Consider the following 14,135-nt stretch of genomic DNA (forward strand, 5'->3'; position numbering starts at 1 on the left):
CATGGCTGGATTTGGGCCTGCGGTCTTGTGATCCTGGAGCGTATCGGAAAAGCGATAAAAAAGCCTGCCAAAAACACATTGGTAAGCTTTGCGGCAAGCGAGATCGGAACCGGAAAAGGCTTTGCCTATCAGGAGTTTCTGGATCAGCTTGGCGCGTTTCTCGGACCGGTACTGCTTTTTGTAACAGCTCTTGTAAAAGGTACAGACGACCTTTTTACAACATATAGAATCTCTTTTGCGATACTGCTTGTTCCTGCAATGATCACAATAGCTCTTGTTTTGACAGCAAAGATAAGATACCCTGATCCGGAGATCTTTGAAAAGCAGGAAGATAAACCGGCAAGCTTTGAATTCAGGAAGTCATTTGTTCTGTTCATGGCGGCCATCTGCTTTTTTGCTTTTGGCTTTGCAGACTTCACCCTGATCACACTTCATTCGGCTAATACCGGAGCATTTAATGAATCCATGCTCAGCCTGCTATATGCTGGGGCAATGGCTGTGGATGCCTTTGCTGCACTATTCTTTGGCTGGCTTTATGATAAGGTCGGGCTGAAGGCTCTGATCATTTCCACACTATGCAGCACATTCTTCTCATATTTTGTTTTTATGACTGGAAATGCCTGGTTGATCGGAGCTGGGATAATTCTGTGGGGGATTGGAATGGGTGCGCAGGAAAGTATTATGAAAGCAGCTGTCAGCGGAATCGTTCCGCGTTCCATGCGAAGCACCGGTTTCGGAATATTTGAGACAGGATTAGGTATTGCGTGGTTTCTGGGCAGTTGGCTTCTCGGTGCCCTGTATGATTTGAATCCTGTGTATCTTGTCACTGTGTCTGTGGTATCACAGTTTCTGGCGATTGTATTTTATGCTTTATGCCTCCGGTGCAATAAGACAGAGTGCTAACAATTCGAGTTTGTTGGAATGAGCATTATACCGGAAGTTATGATATGTGTGCTTGACAAAAATACTCCTATATCGTAGTATAAAACTACGATATAGGAGTATTAAATTATGAAGACAAATGGTGGATTTCTTGTTACAAAAATAAAACAGCTGGGTGATCGTATATTTGAAAGGATACTGGCAGAAAAAAACATTGATGCATTTAACGGAGCTCAGGGAAGGATTCTTTATGTCTTATGGCAGGAAGATGGTGTTCCTATTAAAATTATTTCCGAGAAAAGCGGACTTGCAATTACTTCACTTACAACCATGCTTGAGCGGATGGAAAAAAACGGACTGATAAGCCGCAAAACTGATGAAGCTGATAAGAGAAAAACTCTTCTGTTCCTCACAGATAAAGCCAAAGAACTTAAAGAAGCTTATGACTCCGTATCAAATGAGATGGGGAGTATTTATTATCGTGATTTTACGGATAAAGAGATTCTTCAGTTTGAAGAGTATCTTAACCGCATCAGGGTAAACCTTGAGGAATGGAGTGACAAATGAGTATTTGTATTAAAGATCAGATTCAGAACATGAATCTTGTTATAGGGTGCACTGTTGGATGTCCGTACTGCTATGCCAGAAACAATACGAGGCGTTATCACATCATAGATGATTTTGAAAAGCCACAGTTTTTTCAAGGAAAGCTTCGTATGATGGAAAAGAAAAAGCCGCAGAATTTTCTGCTGACCGGCATGAGCGATCTCTCGGGCTGGCATGAGGAATGGAGAGAGGAAGTCTTTAAAAAGATAGCAGAGAATCCTCAGCACCAGTTTCTTTTTCTTACCAAACGACCGGATCTTCTGTCTTTTGAAACAGATCTTGATAATGCATGGTTTGGCGTTACAGTTACGAGAAAGTCTGAGTTATGGCGTATTGATGCACTGCGGAGCAATGTGAAGGCAAAAAAATATCATGTTACCTTTGAGCCTTTGTTCGATGATCCGGGTAAGGTTGATCTTACAGGCATTGACTGGATTGTGGTGGGAACCATGACAGGTGCAAAGAGCAGGACTGTTAAAACAGATCCCGGGTGGGCTTATTCATTGACAGAACAGGCTCATGAACTGAACATTCCTGTATTCTGGAAAGAAGATCTTGTCCCGATTATGGGAGAAGAAATGATACAGGAAATGCCGGATGCTTTTAACAAAGTGCTGGAGGAACAGAGGATATGGAACAACCAGAAATCAAAGTAAATCATATAGAAACAAAAAGTGTAATGACAAAATCGAATACTCCTATTGGAGGATATTCGGTGAATCCCTATGTGGGGTGTCCCCATGCCTGTAAATACTGCTACGCATCTTTTATGAAACGCTTTACAGGGCATACGGAGGAATGGGGAACTTTCATGGATGTGAAAGACTGGCCTGAAATAAAGAATCCAAAGAAGTATGCCGGCCAGAAGGTGATCATTGGAACAGTTACGGATGGTTATAATCCGCTAGAGGAAACATATAAAAATACAAGAAGACTTCTGGAAGAACTAAAGGACAGTGGTGCAGACATACTTATCTGCACAAAGTCAGACCTTGTACTAAGAGATCTGGATCTGCTAAAAGAGATCAATGAAAATAGCAGACTTACAGTATCATGGTCAATCAATACTCTCGATGAAGAGTTTAAAGATGATATGGATGCGGCAGTAAGCATAGAAAGAAGGCTTGCTGCAATGAAAGAGGTATATGCGGCAGGCATTCGTACAATTTGCTTCATTTCACCCGTGTTCCCGGGGATTACGGATATAGAGGCAATCATAGACAGGACAAAAGATCAGTGTGACCTTGTATGGCTTGAGAATCTGAATCTTCGCGGAGGTTTTAAGGCAGATATCATGAAATACATTTCCGATAAACATCCGGATCTGGTGCCGCTGTATGACGAAATCTATAACAAAAAGAACCGCAGCTATTTTGAAGCGCTGGAAAAGAAAGCAGAAGAGCTGGCTAAAAAGTATGATTGCAGGTTTGTTGATAATGAAACTCCGTATGAGAGAGTAGAGAAAGGACATCCAACAATCGTAGATTACTTTTACCACGAAGAAGTAAGAGGAACTGCCAATAGTGGAAAGAGAAATGTAATACATAATCCTTGATGGAAGAATAAACCGGAATTTAACCCCGGAAATTGTTCTAAAAAACACCTAACCACTTCACTACGTTACCAATTGAAAAAATGTCCCCAAATGTCACCCAAATTCAAAAGATAAGGGGCAGCTTCGGCTGCCCTATATTTGTTATAATAAGGTGGTTGATATATATACAAAAGGGCGAAATAAATGGAGAAGAAAGACTACAAGTTTTGGGGCTGGGAGAACGCCAACGTTTCTCCAGTGACAGATGAATACAAGGGCATCAACAATCCACGAGATCTGTACGATGCTTTGTCAGAGATATGGTGTGCTGATACATGTGCACCAAGGATGAGAGCAGATTGGACCGAGGACAATAAGACTATGGGGCAGTGTTCAATAACTGCATTCCTTGCTCAGGATATTTTCGGGGGCAAGGTGTATGGCATCGAAAGAGCTGGTGGAAACTTCCATTGTTATAACGTAATTGGAGACTGCGCGTTTGATCTGACCAGTGAGCAGTTCGGAGATGAGAAGTTGGACTACACTGATAATCCCGAACAGTCCCGTGAGGTGCATTTTGGAAAAGAGGAAAAGAGACTCCGCTACGAGTTTCTTAAGAAGAGGTTAAAAGAGAAAAACAATGAGTAAACTAAAAGTTTGCCTTAGGCATATTTCAGAAGTCTTTTTATATGAATACTACTGTCTGGGCGATGATGAATATGAGATATCTGATGAGGATACGCTTACACCACATAAGGAGAAGTCAAAAGAGCTGCTTCTTTCCGGCAATTATTCTGGCGCTCAGCAGGAGTGGCTTGCCGCACATCTTGAGAATCCTGTGGATATGGAAGTGATTCTTGGAATCATCCTGTGCTGCAAACAGCTTGGGGATGCTGAAGGCGAGTATTCATACACTACTGAGTCATACAATTATTGCTGCACCAGAGCAGAGCTCGCGGCTTACTACAGAAACCTTGGCTGGTATTACCTGGAGAAGTACCAACCGGAAGTCTCAGCTGCATGTTATCTCTACAGCAAATACTTCGAGGATTCTCAGCAGGCTGATGCGGAACTGGAATTCCTGGAGAAGGCTATTGGTAAGAAAATTGCAGAAAAAGATCTGAATCAGATCCAGAAGCTTCTTAAGGATAACGAAATTCCTACAGAAGCCAATCCTGTGACGCTTGCTCTTTTGTACAAGGCTGCAGAAGAGGCGGAGAATGCTGGCGACAAAGATCAGGCACTTGACTGTTACAGGATGGTTTATGATCTAACTGCAGATGAAGAGGTTGGCAAAAGAATTAGTGGGTTCAGCTCATGACACTTAAAGAAGCCTACAAGATCCTCGGCGCGTCCAAACAGGATGACGACCGGGAAATAAAAGCAAAATACAAAAAGCTTCTCATTTTGTACCATCCGGACTCAGATCCAACCAGAAAAAGGAATCCTGAGGACGATGAAAAGATAAGACAGGTTATTGAAGCTTATAAGAAGATAAAAGAATCTGAAGGAGAATCTTACTTCGATACTTATGAATTTACCTGGGATGCTTTTGAGAACAAGGCAGCATTCTCCGAGAGGAATATCTACGTTCAGTTCAAGATGTATGATGAGGAACTGCCACTTTCCAAGATGGCCAGAGGAAGATTTGTCTGGGATCCTGATATGGAGGAGTTCAGGCTCTTTTCCAAAAGCGTTCTGGAAGCTTGCAAGGATATCATGACAGACTATAGCGCAATACTCGCACCCGACAAGGTAAAAGATATCTTTCATCTTATGATGCAGGAGTATGTTCTTCCAGCAGATGCAGCCAGGAAGATTGGAAAGAAGGTCCGTGAGGATGGCGATGTAGAAGTTTTTACTTTCAATGGATTTGTAAAAGAGAACCCTTCAGATCTGAAAGCTTCAGCACCAACTATAGGAGAGCCTTTGAATATTTTCCTCAGAGAAGATAGGGCTGTGGTAGAAGAAATAGTAACAGGCAAGGTGCTTGGGACAGTATCCTTTGATGAGGATGAACTTTACTATGTGGTGCTTCCGCTTCTGGAAGATCCTAAGGTTCAGGCACATGCTTCAGTTACCAAAGTTGAAAAGAGTCGCAGAGCTGGGAAACGCATGAATGTTGTGATAGAGCTTACAATACCAAAGAACCTGAAAGATACTCCTGTTGCTAACGGAAAACTTATAGAAAAATTGATACGGGCATAAAAAAGTACCTCCACCGGGAGCCTGCCGCAGTGAAGGTACCTTTACCTTTTTGGAAGATTGTTCATCGTGTATCTTCCTCCTTTCTCTTGCTACCATGTATATCGGATAGTAGCATCAAGGACTTAACCAAATGAAATGGTTTTCCTTTGATGATAATATCTTAATCAATTTTAGATACAGAATACATAACAGAATCCGCGTGATAACGACATTTATTTTGCTTTTTGAGATAAGACTTAATACAGATTCCTAAGACTTCGTTGCGATTGTGATGGAGTCTTTTTTGTTTTGCGACACAATATATTGTACTTTTTATGGTGAAATACGCTTCGGAGGCCACATCAGTTACTATTCACAGTTAATTGCGTAAGATGTTCTTTATTTTTTCTATCATGAAGATTACAATATTTCTGTTTGCATTTGGGAGGTATTGTTATGCTTAGAAAAATAATGAAGTATAGTGACTTGGATGAGAGAAAACTGATGGATATATATCAAGAGAGTAATTATGATAATACCGAGTATTTTTATCCAGACGAAAAGGATAAAGAAAAAGCAGTTAAGCTTGTGGAGACGAATTTTTGCGATTTTTTAAAGAATGATTTTTTCAAGCGAGAGGATAGTGTTTACTGGATATATGAAGAGAATGGAGAATGGCTCAGTGCACTAAGAACCAACATGGTTGAGCCTAGATTGTTCTATATTGAAGCTCTTGAAACACCTCCGGAAAGCAGAAAGAAGGGATATGCTGCGCATCTTATCAATCTTGTCCTTGAAAATTTGAAAAAAGAAGGAAGTTTTAGAGTATGTGACTGCGTGAGCAAAAAAAATACAGCATCATTGAAAACACATGAGAAATGCGGCTTTAAGATTGTTTCCGATAAAGGTTATGACTATCTTAGTAATGAAGAAAGCGATAGAGACTATAGCCTCGAGTATAACTATGTAGTTGATTAAATATTTATTAGTTGATGTGTATTCTAACCAGGCGGAGTTATGCTCCGCCTAATAGTTCTTCTACAGTATATGGTTCTCCAGAAGTCAGTCTTAAGAGGGCAGTGAATTCATTAACACCATTTCTGGCACTGGTTTCAAGATAAGTCCTGATATCTGCAAAATATGATGCGTATTCTATGCTCTGGAACTGGCCGGAGACCTTGCCTTTAGTCTTTACATATCTGAGCGACCTCTCGCTGAGGTTGTTTGTTGTCGGGATGGAGAAATCATTAACCCAGTCAAAGTAATTGCTCTTGTACTCTCTGATCCTGTTGAGAAGAGCATTCTCATCACTTTCATAATAATGTCCCAAGGGAGATTTTGAAGGCGAAGAACTGGAGGATGAGTGATTGCACTAAGCAATGGAGGAGCAGTATGAAAAGATTTTGTGTTGTTATGGTAATGCTTATGACGATTGCCACTGTTGGATGTGGAAATAACAAAGTATCAGATAGCGGAGCTGCTTCCAGCACAGTGAGTGAACCGGAAGCGGTTGAAGCCAGCACTCTTGGTGTGCCTGCGGTGAAAGACGGAGTTTTGAGGCCGGGAGAAGACTGTGCAGAGGTTGTTTTCGAGTGGGATCCGGTTGAGGGTGCTGAAGGATACGAAGTCTCTGAGGAGAATAAGTACTATTCAGAAAAGGAATACAGAGAACCTGAAACAGTTGAGATTACCGATAATTCTTACGTTACCGGTGCGCAGGATTATTTCGATTTCAGAATAAGAGTAAGGGCATTTAAAGGCAACGGAGCCGAGAGAGTTTATGGCGAATGGAGCTCTTTTGCCACAGGAAGTGCCTATGAAAAGCAGATAGTTTCAGTGGGCGGACCCTATGGAGAGATGTCTGTAGTTGTTCCGGAAGGATGGACAGCGGAGATTTCTGCAGTGGATGATGGGAAGCTCACTTATGGTTTATACGGATTGATACTAAAACCAAAATCTGCAGATGCAGGGCAGATAGAGCTCTTTTGCTCAGACGGTTTTGGCGTTTGCGGAACAGGACTTTCCCAGGAAGAGATTACATTAGCGGGATATACTGCGCATGTTGGCACATATGATGATCATGAGCATTGGGATTTCATTACTTTTGGAGATGAGCGTCCGCAGATAGTTGCCCAGAGCATAGACTGCGATTCCTGGATAAGCCATATGTGGGAAGAAGCAGATACCATTTTGGATACGCTTAAGTTTGATACCAGCAAGACTGAAGGCGGAATAGGACAGTACATTTCAGATTCTGAAGTTGAGGCTATTGGGCTCATGATGAGTGTTAGTAATGTGACGCCCTCAGGACTGACTGTTCATTTCAGGCAATACGAAGATAAGAATACCGGCGAGCTGATATATGGAGAAGACTACACACTTGAGAAACTTGAAGGTGAGAAGTGGGAAGCTGTTCCGATGATAATTGATAACGGAGTTTTTACTGATATCGGCTACAATATTCCAAAGAATGGGGAAGCTGAGATTGAAACTAACTGGGAATGGCTTTACGGAAATCTTGAACCTGGAACATATAAGATAACCAAGACAGTTTTGGATTCAGGAGCCAGCAGCGAAGGTGATAGTTTGAATCGGTATACTTTGAGCGCACAGTTTTTAATTGCCGGATGAGGGAGAATGAGATATGTTGAAATTCACTTGGACCAGAGAACCGAAGAGTTACAGCGTGACAGAGGATAAGATTACTGTGACGACATTACCGCATACAGATTTATGGCAGAGGACGTACTACCATTTCAGGAATGATAATGCTCCTGTGTTTCAAATGGAGACATAGGAAAAGTTCTTTTCCTTTGTGGTGAAAACAGATTTTGCTGACAGCCATCACCGCTTTGATCAGTGCGGAGTTGTGATGTACCTGGATAGTGAGAACTGGCTTAAGGGCTCAATTGAGTATGAGAACGAGGAGTTCCAGCACCTTGGATCAGTTGTTACCAACCACGGTTATTCTGACTGGGCAACTACTGAGATTCCTGCGTCAGTGAAGTCTATGTGGTATAGGCTGAGCCGCAGGGAAGATGATTACTGTATCGAGTGCTCAGATGATGGAAATAAGTGGAAACAGATGAGAGTTTGCCATATGCATGAGGGTGCTGGCAAGGTGAGATTTGGAATATATGCATGTTCGCCGGAAGACAGCTCTTTTACCGCAGAGTTTACAAACATAGCCCTGACAGAGTGTGCGTGGAAGGCACATGATGGACAGAAGCCGGATGAGGGATGAAATGAATAATTGTTTAAGACCCCACCATGGGATGTGCTTTGGATTAATGAAAAAGCACTCTCACTTCCAACAGAGTGAGAAATCAAGAAATATAATATCAGTGATTTTTAGGTCGTTATCCGTGTAGATGACGACCATATTTTAATTGTGTGATAGGCTTGTTTATGCAGATGATACGAATCGTGTCATACATGTCACCAAGCGTTTCTTTAGTTTTTTCATGATTCTTGTTACGGTTCATATAGCCTCGCGAACAAAACAGAAAGGATTATGAGAAATGAAAAGAAAAGGATTTAAGAGTTTATTATTTGGAGCATTGTATTTAATTGTATTTGTAGTCTGGACATTACTGATCCAAATCGTTGATGTTCAGCCTGTCGGGCAAAATGGGACAGACATAGGTTTTGCCACGATCAACTGCTATTTTCACAAATTGACCGGGGTTCATATGGTCATATACACCATAACTGACTGGTTGGGACTTGTGCCTATATTCATATGTTTGATATTTGCAGGTATCGGTCTTACCCAGTTGATACAAAGGAAGAGCCTGTTTAGAGTCGATTACGACATAATAGTACTTGGGATATACTATATTATAGTGATATTTGGATATCTGATATTTGAAATGATCCCAATCAATTACAGACCGGTCCTGATAGATGGATTTATGGAGGCATCTTATCCATCGTCTACAACACTCTTGGTATTAAGCGTCATGCCTACTCTCTGGTTTCAGGCGAAAAGAAGGATGAAGAATGAAGTCGTACTGAAATATGTATGCTTCTTTTCGGCGTTGTTCTCCATTTTTATGCTTGTAGGAAGAACCGTAGCTGGAGTACATTGGCTGACAGATATCATGGGATCAATTCTCTTGAGTACGGGATTATTTCTTTTATACAGGGCTGTTGTTCTTATCATTGATGACAAAGCAAAAGCCTGACAGGGGGTAAAATGGAGTTTGGCGAAAAACTGCAGGAACTTAGAAAGAATAAAGATATGACTCAGGAAGAGCTGGCAGAGGCTCTATATGTTTCAAGGACTGCAATTTCCAAGTGGGAGTCAGGTCGTGGGTACCCGAGCATAGATTCGTTAAAAGAGATATCGAGATTCTTTTCAGTATCTATAGACGAACTTTTGTCGGCAGAAAAGATGGTATCGATTGCCGAAAAAGAGAATAGGGACAATATCAGATATATTTGCGATATGCTTCTTGGAATCATAGATGTGCTTGCGATGATAATGATTGTCCTGCCCATATATCCCAATAGGATCGATGGTGTCTATTATGCGGTGAGTCTTCCTGATTATGTTCAGGCAGGAAGACTGAAGTGTATGCTCTACTGGGCTGTTTTTATTTTGTTGGTAATCATCGGAGCAGTTAAGATTCTTTTGACAAGACTGAGGCAGGAAAGGGGAAGCAGGATCATTACAGCCATATCAGTGATAGTGGGAATTACCGCAGTACTTCTTCTCGCAATGGGCAGGGAAGCCTATGGAGTTTCAATGCTGTTTCTGATGATTGTGGCAAAGGGAATTGTAATCTACAAAATGAGATAAATCATGTGTTTCAGGAGGGATTATGTCAAAGCATTTAGTAAGGAATACAGTTTTAGCAACAGTTACGGTTCTTTTGTTCTACTTTGCCCAGGGGGCTGCGGTGGTCATGGGACAGCTTGAGGGTCTTAAGGCTATTACAGCACAGGCGGCTATCATATGGAGCTGTGCATTAGTAGCAATTGCATTTTTTCTTGTCAAGGATCACAGTCTTAGAGGGCTTGGCTTTCAGAAGCCCGTGAGCGGTATAGCTACAAGGTTTTTGTATTACGTTCCACTTATAATTGTGGCCCTGGCTGCTTTTGCCGGTGGAATCATGTCTGATGACAGCGGACTGTTTATTCCTAATCTTATTTTTACACTGGGGATAGGACTGACAGAGGAACTATACTTCAGGGGTATCATTTGCAATATGTGGAAAGAAAAGGAGACAAAGGCCATCATTATTTCATCAGTTCTTTTTGGAATGAGTCATCTGCTGAATGTAATGGGTGGGGCTGGACTTGCAGAAACACTTTTGCAGATGGCGTTTGCATTTACCTACGGAGTTGTAATGGCTTTTGTGATCCTCAGGACAAAGAGTATCTGGCCATGCATTTTGCTACATGCATTTCATGATTTCTGCGGTTTCATCACGAATGAAGGTGATATGAAACTGAACATAATAGTTGGAACTATCCAGTTTGCAGTGCTTTTGGCGTATTGCCTATATCTGGTTAGGTTAATCACTTGGCGAGGTACTGACGAGCCTAGTGAGTAAGCTAGTTCTGACGAACGTAGTTCGGGCAGAACTTCATTATAAAGGAGAATGAAAACAATGAGTAATTATATAATTCGCTTAGAAGAACAGAAAGATTATAGAGATGTTGAAAATCTTGTAAGAGAGTCATTTTGGAACGTGTATCGTCCCGGATGCAGTGAGCACTATGTAATTCATGTGCTGAGGGACGATCCGGCATTTGTTCCGGAGCTTGATTTTGTCATGCACCTAAGCGTTCAGGAGAATGATCCGGGTGATCATTCTGTCGCAGAACAGGACGGAATGCTTATCGGTCAGAACATGTTTATGAAAACTGTTATTGAAGCTGATGATGGCAGGGAGATCCCGGTACTTACCATGGGGCCAATAGGAATCACGCCGGAGCTTAAGCGCAAGGGTTATGGTAAGAAGCTGCTTGATTACTGCCTTGAGAAAGCAACAGAAATGGGATTCGGAGCAGTTCTTTTTGAAGGAAATATCGGATTCTATAGCCACTGCGGATTCGACTATGCAAGCAAGTTTGGAATTCGTTATCATGATCTGCCTGAAGACGCAGATTCATCATTTTTTCTGTGCAGAGAATTGATCCCGGGATACCTTGATGACGTAACCGGAGTATATCAGACCCCTCAGGGCTACTATGTTAAAGATGAGGATGTAGAAGAATTCGATAAACAGTTCCCACCCAAGGAAAAGAAAAAGCTCCCGGGGCAGCTGTTTGATTGATGACAGAGGGAAGGGAGTCTTATGTTTGAAACAGGTCATGGAGAAGCATGTAGCGTTAATGGAGTCAGCTATATAGTTAAGAAGCTCATTGGCAAGGGTAAGGGAGGATATTCATACCTGGCAGTAAAGGATGGTAAGGAGTATGTCTTAAAACAGATACACCACGAGCCTTGTGCATATTACCAGTTTGGTGACAAGATCCAGTCTGAAATAAATGATTACAGAAGACTGACGGCGATTGGAATCAGAATGCCCAAAATGATTGATGCTGATATTGATAAAGAACGCATTGTGAAGGAATACATAGACGGTGAGACTATCTATGAGCTTGTTGCCAGAGATCAGATGGACCCTGATTATATAAGACAGGTAAAAGCAATGTGTGAACTCCTATATCCTGCAAAGACCAATATTGATTATTTCCCGACGAATTTTGTTGTTCATAATGGAGAGCTTTTCTATATTGATTATGAGTGCAATGACTATATGGAAGAGTGGGACTTCGAGAACTGGGGAATAAAATACTGGTCAAAAACTCCGGAGTTTTTGGAATACTATAAGGAGCATATGTAGATTGTAAGGCGATTATTACCCGGGTATAATTGTGAGAGACATATTTACTGATAACCAAAAAGAAGTGGGTTGATATGAAGGATTACAGAGAGCTTGCATGAGGCATATTTGAAATGGTGCAACAAAGCAAGAAAGGTTCTGGCATGAAAAGGATTATAATTTATTTCTCATTAGAAGGTAACACAGAGTATATAGCAGATGAACTGGCAAAGGTACTTCCAGCAGATAAATTAAAACTTGTTCCAAAGAAAGCGTATTCGACCAGTGGATTCTCAAAGTTTTTCTGGGGTGGGAAGAGTGCTGTTATGGCAGAAAAGCCCGAGCTTGAGGCATACGATCTGGACGTGTCAGCTTATGATGAGATTGTTTTTGGATTTCCTGTTTGGGCAGGAACGTTTACGCCTCCGCTTCGGACGTTTATTTTGGAGAATAAAGAGAACTTGAAAAATAAGACTATAGCTGCATTTGCCTGCCAAAGCGGTTCCGGGGCAGAGAGAGCTTTTTCTAAGCTAAAGGACTGCATTGGAATCACCAGCTTTGCCGCGACTGCGATTTTCATTGATCCGAAAGATAAACCTTCAGAAGATAATACGCATAGACTCAGCGAGTTTTGTCAGATGCTATAGCAGAATTTTAAGTAGTGTAAAACAGACCTATATCCGTGTAAAGGTAGGTCTGTTTTTGGTTTTAAGATAATATGAAATCAGGAGAAATAAAGAGGAGAATGATGATAAAAACAGAAAGAATAAAGATATATCCCGCTAGTAGGGAGCAGATGGAAAGAATAATCCAGGCGGAAAAGGATGATGAGCTTAAGAAGGCATATGGTGAAATGCTGGAGGGGTGCCTTACGCATCCGGATCAGTGGGACTGGTATGCCATGTGGATGATTGAAAAGACAGATGGAACACATATCGGAGATCTGTGTTTCAAGGGGCTTGAGGAGAAAAATCCTGAAATCGGATACGGAATTTTAGATGAGTTTCAGGGACATGGCTATGCAACAGAGGCTGTGAGCCTGACAATAAAATGGGCATTTGAACATCCGGAAATAGTGGCTGTTGAGGCAGAGACAGATCCTGACAATGCGGCGTCTCAAAAGGTGCTGATGAAATGTGGATTTGAAGTGAGTGGAGAGATCGGAGAAGAGGGTCCCAGGTTTATTGTGTATAAGGAGTAGGAATAATGTATTTCAAGAAATATGCAGATAATGATTATGAGGCAGTATGTGATTTCCTTATAGAACTAAATGCTCGAGATACAAGCTATATTAATTGGAACTGGGCGAGATTTGAGTGGATGTATGAGCATCCGGAATTCAATAAGGAATTGATTGAGTCCATTGGGCTTTGGGTTGATGATGGTAACGTTGTTGGTGCAGCAATCTATGATATGTATTTCGGTGAGGGATTTTGTGGAGTCTTACCTGATTATAAGCAGTTATATCCTGAAATATTAGATTATGCCTGCACCAATCTCATGGATGATTCTGGATTTTCCCTTGCAGTCTGCGATGACAACACAGATGAAATAGATTTGGTCTTAAACAAGGGCTTTATCAGGAATGAGCAAACAGAAAATATCATGGAGCTGGACCTGGAAAGGGAATTTGGAGCTCCTATGCCAGAGGGCCTTAAGTTTGTGAACCCGAATCCTGTTAAGGATATTTATGAGCTATCATGGCTTTTTTGGCAAGGGTTTGATCACGGAGAAGATAAACAAAGGTTTGAAAAAGAAGGAATCGCTACTCCAAGGGCGCGTAGGCACTTTAACAGGGATATCTGTGTGGCTGCATGCAATGAGGAGGGAGAACTCATTTCCATATGCGGTCTATGGTATAACCCCAAGACGGACTACGTGTATGTAGAGCCTGTCTGTACTATCCCAAGCTATAGGGGAAGAGGAATAGCTAAGGCTGTAATTCATGAAGCGCTGAGTAGGGCAAAGAGGTTAGGTGCTAAGAGAGCTTTTGTAATATCAGACATGGATTTTTATTACAGACTTGGATTCAGAAACAAATACCACTACAGTTTTTATCAAAACAAGGGGATTGAGAAATAGAACAA

At 41.5% G+C, this 14,135-nt stretch carries 18 protein-coding genes and 1 pseudogene; 18 read left to right on the plus strand and 1 reads right to left on the minus strand.

The window, feature by feature from the left end:
• The 8 genes from T541_RS0118005 to T541_RS0118040 all read left to right on the plus strand — a co-directional run.
• Positions 1-903: MFS transporter (locus T541_RS0118005; protein WP_026653966.1), on the plus strand; the 903-nt coding region annotated here is incomplete at its 5' end.
• A gap of 108 nt (positions 904-1,011) precedes the next feature.
• Positions 1,012-1,449, plus strand: a complete 438-nt coding sequence (locus T541_RS0118010) for a radical SAM mobile pair system MarR family transcriptional regulator (protein ID WP_022762010.1) — start codon at positions 1,012-1,014, stop codon at positions 1,447-1,449.
• Positions 1,446-2,144, plus strand: coding sequence for a radical SAM mobile pair protein A (locus T541_RS0118015; RefSeq protein ID WP_022762011.1), 699 nt, complete (start codon positions 1,446-1,448; stop codon positions 2,142-2,144). The genes T541_RS0118010 and T541_RS0118015 overlap by 4 nt, the downstream gene beginning before the upstream one ends.
• Positions 2,120-3,043, plus strand: a complete 924-nt coding sequence (locus T541_RS0118020) for a radical SAM mobile pair protein B (protein WP_022755164.1) — start codon at positions 2,120-2,122, stop codon at positions 3,041-3,043. Before T541_RS0118015 ends, T541_RS0118020 begins: the two co-directional genes overlap by 25 nt.
• A gap of 183 nt (positions 3,044-3,226) precedes the next feature.
• Positions 3,227-3,670 (plus strand): YunG family protein, encoded by a 444-nt coding sequence (locus T541_RS0118025; RefSeq protein WP_026653967.1) that lies wholly within the window; start codon positions 3,227-3,229, stop codon positions 3,668-3,670.
• A complete protein-coding gene (locus tag T541_RS0118030; RefSeq protein ID WP_026653968.1) occupies positions 3,663-4,343 on the plus strand; it encodes a hypothetical protein in 681 nt (226 codons plus the stop codon). The genes T541_RS0118025 and T541_RS0118030 overlap by 8 nt, the downstream gene beginning before the upstream one ends.
• Entirely contained in the window at positions 4,340-5,230 is an 891-nt protein-coding gene (locus tag T541_RS20970) for a J domain-containing protein (RefSeq protein ID WP_051538350.1), read from the plus strand. The genes T541_RS0118030 and T541_RS20970 overlap by 4 nt, the downstream gene beginning before the upstream one ends.
• A 435-nt stretch (positions 5,231-5,665) precedes the next feature.
• Positions 5,666-6,187, plus strand: coding sequence for a GNAT family N-acetyltransferase (locus T541_RS0118040; RefSeq protein WP_026653969.1), 522 nt, complete (start codon positions 5,666-5,668; stop codon positions 6,185-6,187).
• A 37-nt stretch (positions 6,188-6,224) separates the two neighbouring features.
• Here T541_RS0118040 and T541_RS20325 read toward each other — a convergent pair whose 3' ends face one another.
• The gene (locus T541_RS20325) at positions 6,225-6,539 is read right to left on the minus strand and encodes a transposase (protein ID WP_051538351.1); all 315 of its coding nucleotides are present in this window, start codon (positions 6,537-6,539) and stop codon (positions 6,225-6,227) included.
• A gap of 62 nt (positions 6,540-6,601) precedes the next feature.
• Between T541_RS20325 and T541_RS20975 the strand changes: the two genes are divergently transcribed.
• The 10 genes and pseudogenes from T541_RS20975 (at position 6,602) to T541_RS20345 (ending at position 14,130) form a co-directional block, all read left to right on the plus strand.
• Positions 6,602-7,840, plus strand: a complete 1,239-nt coding sequence (locus tag T541_RS20975; protein ID WP_051538352.1) for an immunoglobulin-like domain-containing protein — start codon at positions 6,602-6,604, stop codon at positions 7,838-7,840.
• Positions 7,841-7,853: 13 nt separating this feature from the next.
• A pseudogene (locus tag T541_RS20335) lies at positions 7,854-8,453 on the plus strand (DUF1349 domain-containing protein).
• A gap of 277 nt (positions 8,454-8,730) precedes the next feature.
• The gene (locus T541_RS0118060; RefSeq protein WP_026653971.1) at positions 8,731-9,396 is read left to right on the plus strand and encodes a phosphatase PAP2 family protein; all 666 of its coding nucleotides are present in this window, start codon (positions 8,731-8,733) and stop codon (positions 9,394-9,396) included.
• Positions 9,397-9,407: 11 nt separating this feature from the next.
• On the plus strand, positions 9,408-10,013 hold the full coding sequence (locus tag T541_RS0118065) for a helix-turn-helix domain-containing protein (RefSeq protein WP_026653972.1): 606 nt from the start codon (positions 9,408-9,410) through the stop codon (positions 10,011-10,013).
• 22 nt (positions 10,014-10,035) lie between these two features.
• Positions 10,036-10,770 (plus strand): CPBP family intramembrane glutamic endopeptidase, encoded by a 735-nt coding sequence (locus T541_RS0118070; protein WP_026653973.1) that lies wholly within the window; start codon positions 10,036-10,038, stop codon positions 10,768-10,770.
• 57 nt (positions 10,771-10,827) lie between these two features.
• Positions 10,828-11,496, plus strand: a complete 669-nt coding sequence (locus T541_RS0118075; RefSeq protein ID WP_034467990.1) for a GNAT family N-acetyltransferase — start codon at positions 10,828-10,830, stop codon at positions 11,494-11,496.
• 21 nt (positions 11,497-11,517) lie between these two features.
• The gene (locus tag T541_RS0118080; RefSeq protein WP_026653975.1) at positions 11,518-12,069 is read left to right on the plus strand and encodes a hypothetical protein; all 552 of its coding nucleotides are present in this window, start codon (positions 11,518-11,520) and stop codon (positions 12,067-12,069) included.
• Between the two features lie 143 nt (positions 12,070-12,212).
• A complete protein-coding gene (locus T541_RS0118085) occupies positions 12,213-12,695 on the plus strand; it encodes a flavodoxin family protein (protein WP_026653976.1) in 483 nt (160 codons plus the stop codon).
• 71 nt (positions 12,696-12,766) lie between these two features.
• Positions 12,767-13,249: a GNAT family N-acetyltransferase gene (locus T541_RS21270; RefSeq protein ID WP_242840806.1), complete on the plus strand. Its 483-nt coding sequence runs from the start codon at positions 12,767-12,769 to the stop codon at positions 13,247-13,249.
• A 5-nt stretch (positions 13,250-13,254) separates the two neighbouring features.
• Positions 13,255-14,130 (plus strand): GNAT family N-acetyltransferase, encoded by an 876-nt coding sequence (locus T541_RS20345; RefSeq protein WP_034467993.1) that lies wholly within the window; start codon positions 13,255-13,257, stop codon positions 14,128-14,130.
• Positions 14,131-14,135: the final 5 nt, after the last annotated feature.

The sequence above is a fragment of the Butyrivibrio proteoclasticus P6B7 genome, from assembly GCF_000622085.1.
Taxonomy (GTDB): Bacteria; Bacillota; Clostridia; order Lachnospirales; family Lachnospiraceae; genus Butyrivibrio; species Butyrivibrio proteoclasticus_A.

What these genes read in the sequence shown, in the direction of transcription:
- T541_RS0118010 (WP_022762010.1), top strand. Translation starts at nt 1,012, where the DNA reads ATGAAGACAAATGGTGGATTTCTTGTTACAAAAATAAAACAGCTGGGT.
- T541_RS0118015 (WP_022762011.1), top strand. Translation starts at nt 1,446, where the DNA reads ATGAGTATTTGTATTAAAGATCAGATTCAGAACATGAATCTTGTTATA.
- T541_RS0118020 (WP_022755164.1), top strand. Translation starts at nt 2,120, where the DNA reads ATGGAACAACCAGAAATCAAAGTAAATCATATAGAAACAAAAAGTGTA.
- T541_RS0118025 (WP_026653967.1), top strand. Translation starts at nt 3,227, where the DNA reads ATGGAGAAGAAAGACTACAAGTTTTGGGGCTGGGAGAACGCCAACGTT.
- T541_RS0118030 (WP_026653968.1), top strand. Translation starts at nt 3,663, where the DNA reads ATGAGTAAACTAAAAGTTTGCCTTAGGCATATTTCAGAAGTCTTTTTA.
- T541_RS20970 (WP_051538350.1), top strand. Translation starts at nt 4,340, where the DNA reads ATGACACTTAAAGAAGCCTACAAGATCCTCGGCGCGTCCAAACAGGAT.
- T541_RS0118040 (WP_026653969.1), top strand. Translation starts at nt 5,666, where the DNA reads ATGCTTAGAAAAATAATGAAGTATAGTGACTTGGATGAGAGAAAACTG.
- T541_RS20975 (WP_051538352.1), top strand. Translation starts at nt 6,602, where the DNA reads ATGAAAAGATTTTGTGTTGTTATGGTAATGCTTATGACGATTGCCACT.
- T541_RS0118060 (WP_026653971.1), top strand. Translation starts at nt 8,731, where the DNA reads ATGAAAAGAAAAGGATTTAAGAGTTTATTATTTGGAGCATTGTATTTA.
- T541_RS0118065 (WP_026653972.1), top strand. Translation starts at nt 9,408, where the DNA reads ATGGAGTTTGGCGAAAAACTGCAGGAACTTAGAAAGAATAAAGATATG.
- T541_RS0118070 (WP_026653973.1), top strand. Translation starts at nt 10,036, where the DNA reads ATGTCAAAGCATTTAGTAAGGAATACAGTTTTAGCAACAGTTACGGTT.
- T541_RS0118075 (WP_034467990.1), top strand. Translation starts at nt 10,828, where the DNA reads ATGAGTAATTATATAATTCGCTTAGAAGAACAGAAAGATTATAGAGAT.
- T541_RS0118080 (WP_026653975.1), top strand. Translation starts at nt 11,518, where the DNA reads ATGTTTGAAACAGGTCATGGAGAAGCATGTAGCGTTAATGGAGTCAGC.
- T541_RS0118085 (WP_026653976.1), top strand. Translation starts at nt 12,213, where the DNA reads ATGAAAAGGATTATAATTTATTTCTCATTAGAAGGTAACACAGAGTAT.
- T541_RS21270 (WP_242840806.1), top strand. Translation starts at nt 12,767, where the DNA reads ATGAAATCAGGAGAAATAAAGAGGAGAATGATGATAAAAACAGAAAGA.
- T541_RS20345 (WP_034467993.1), top strand. Translation starts at nt 13,255, where the DNA reads ATGTATTTCAAGAAATATGCAGATAATGATTATGAGGCAGTATGTGAT.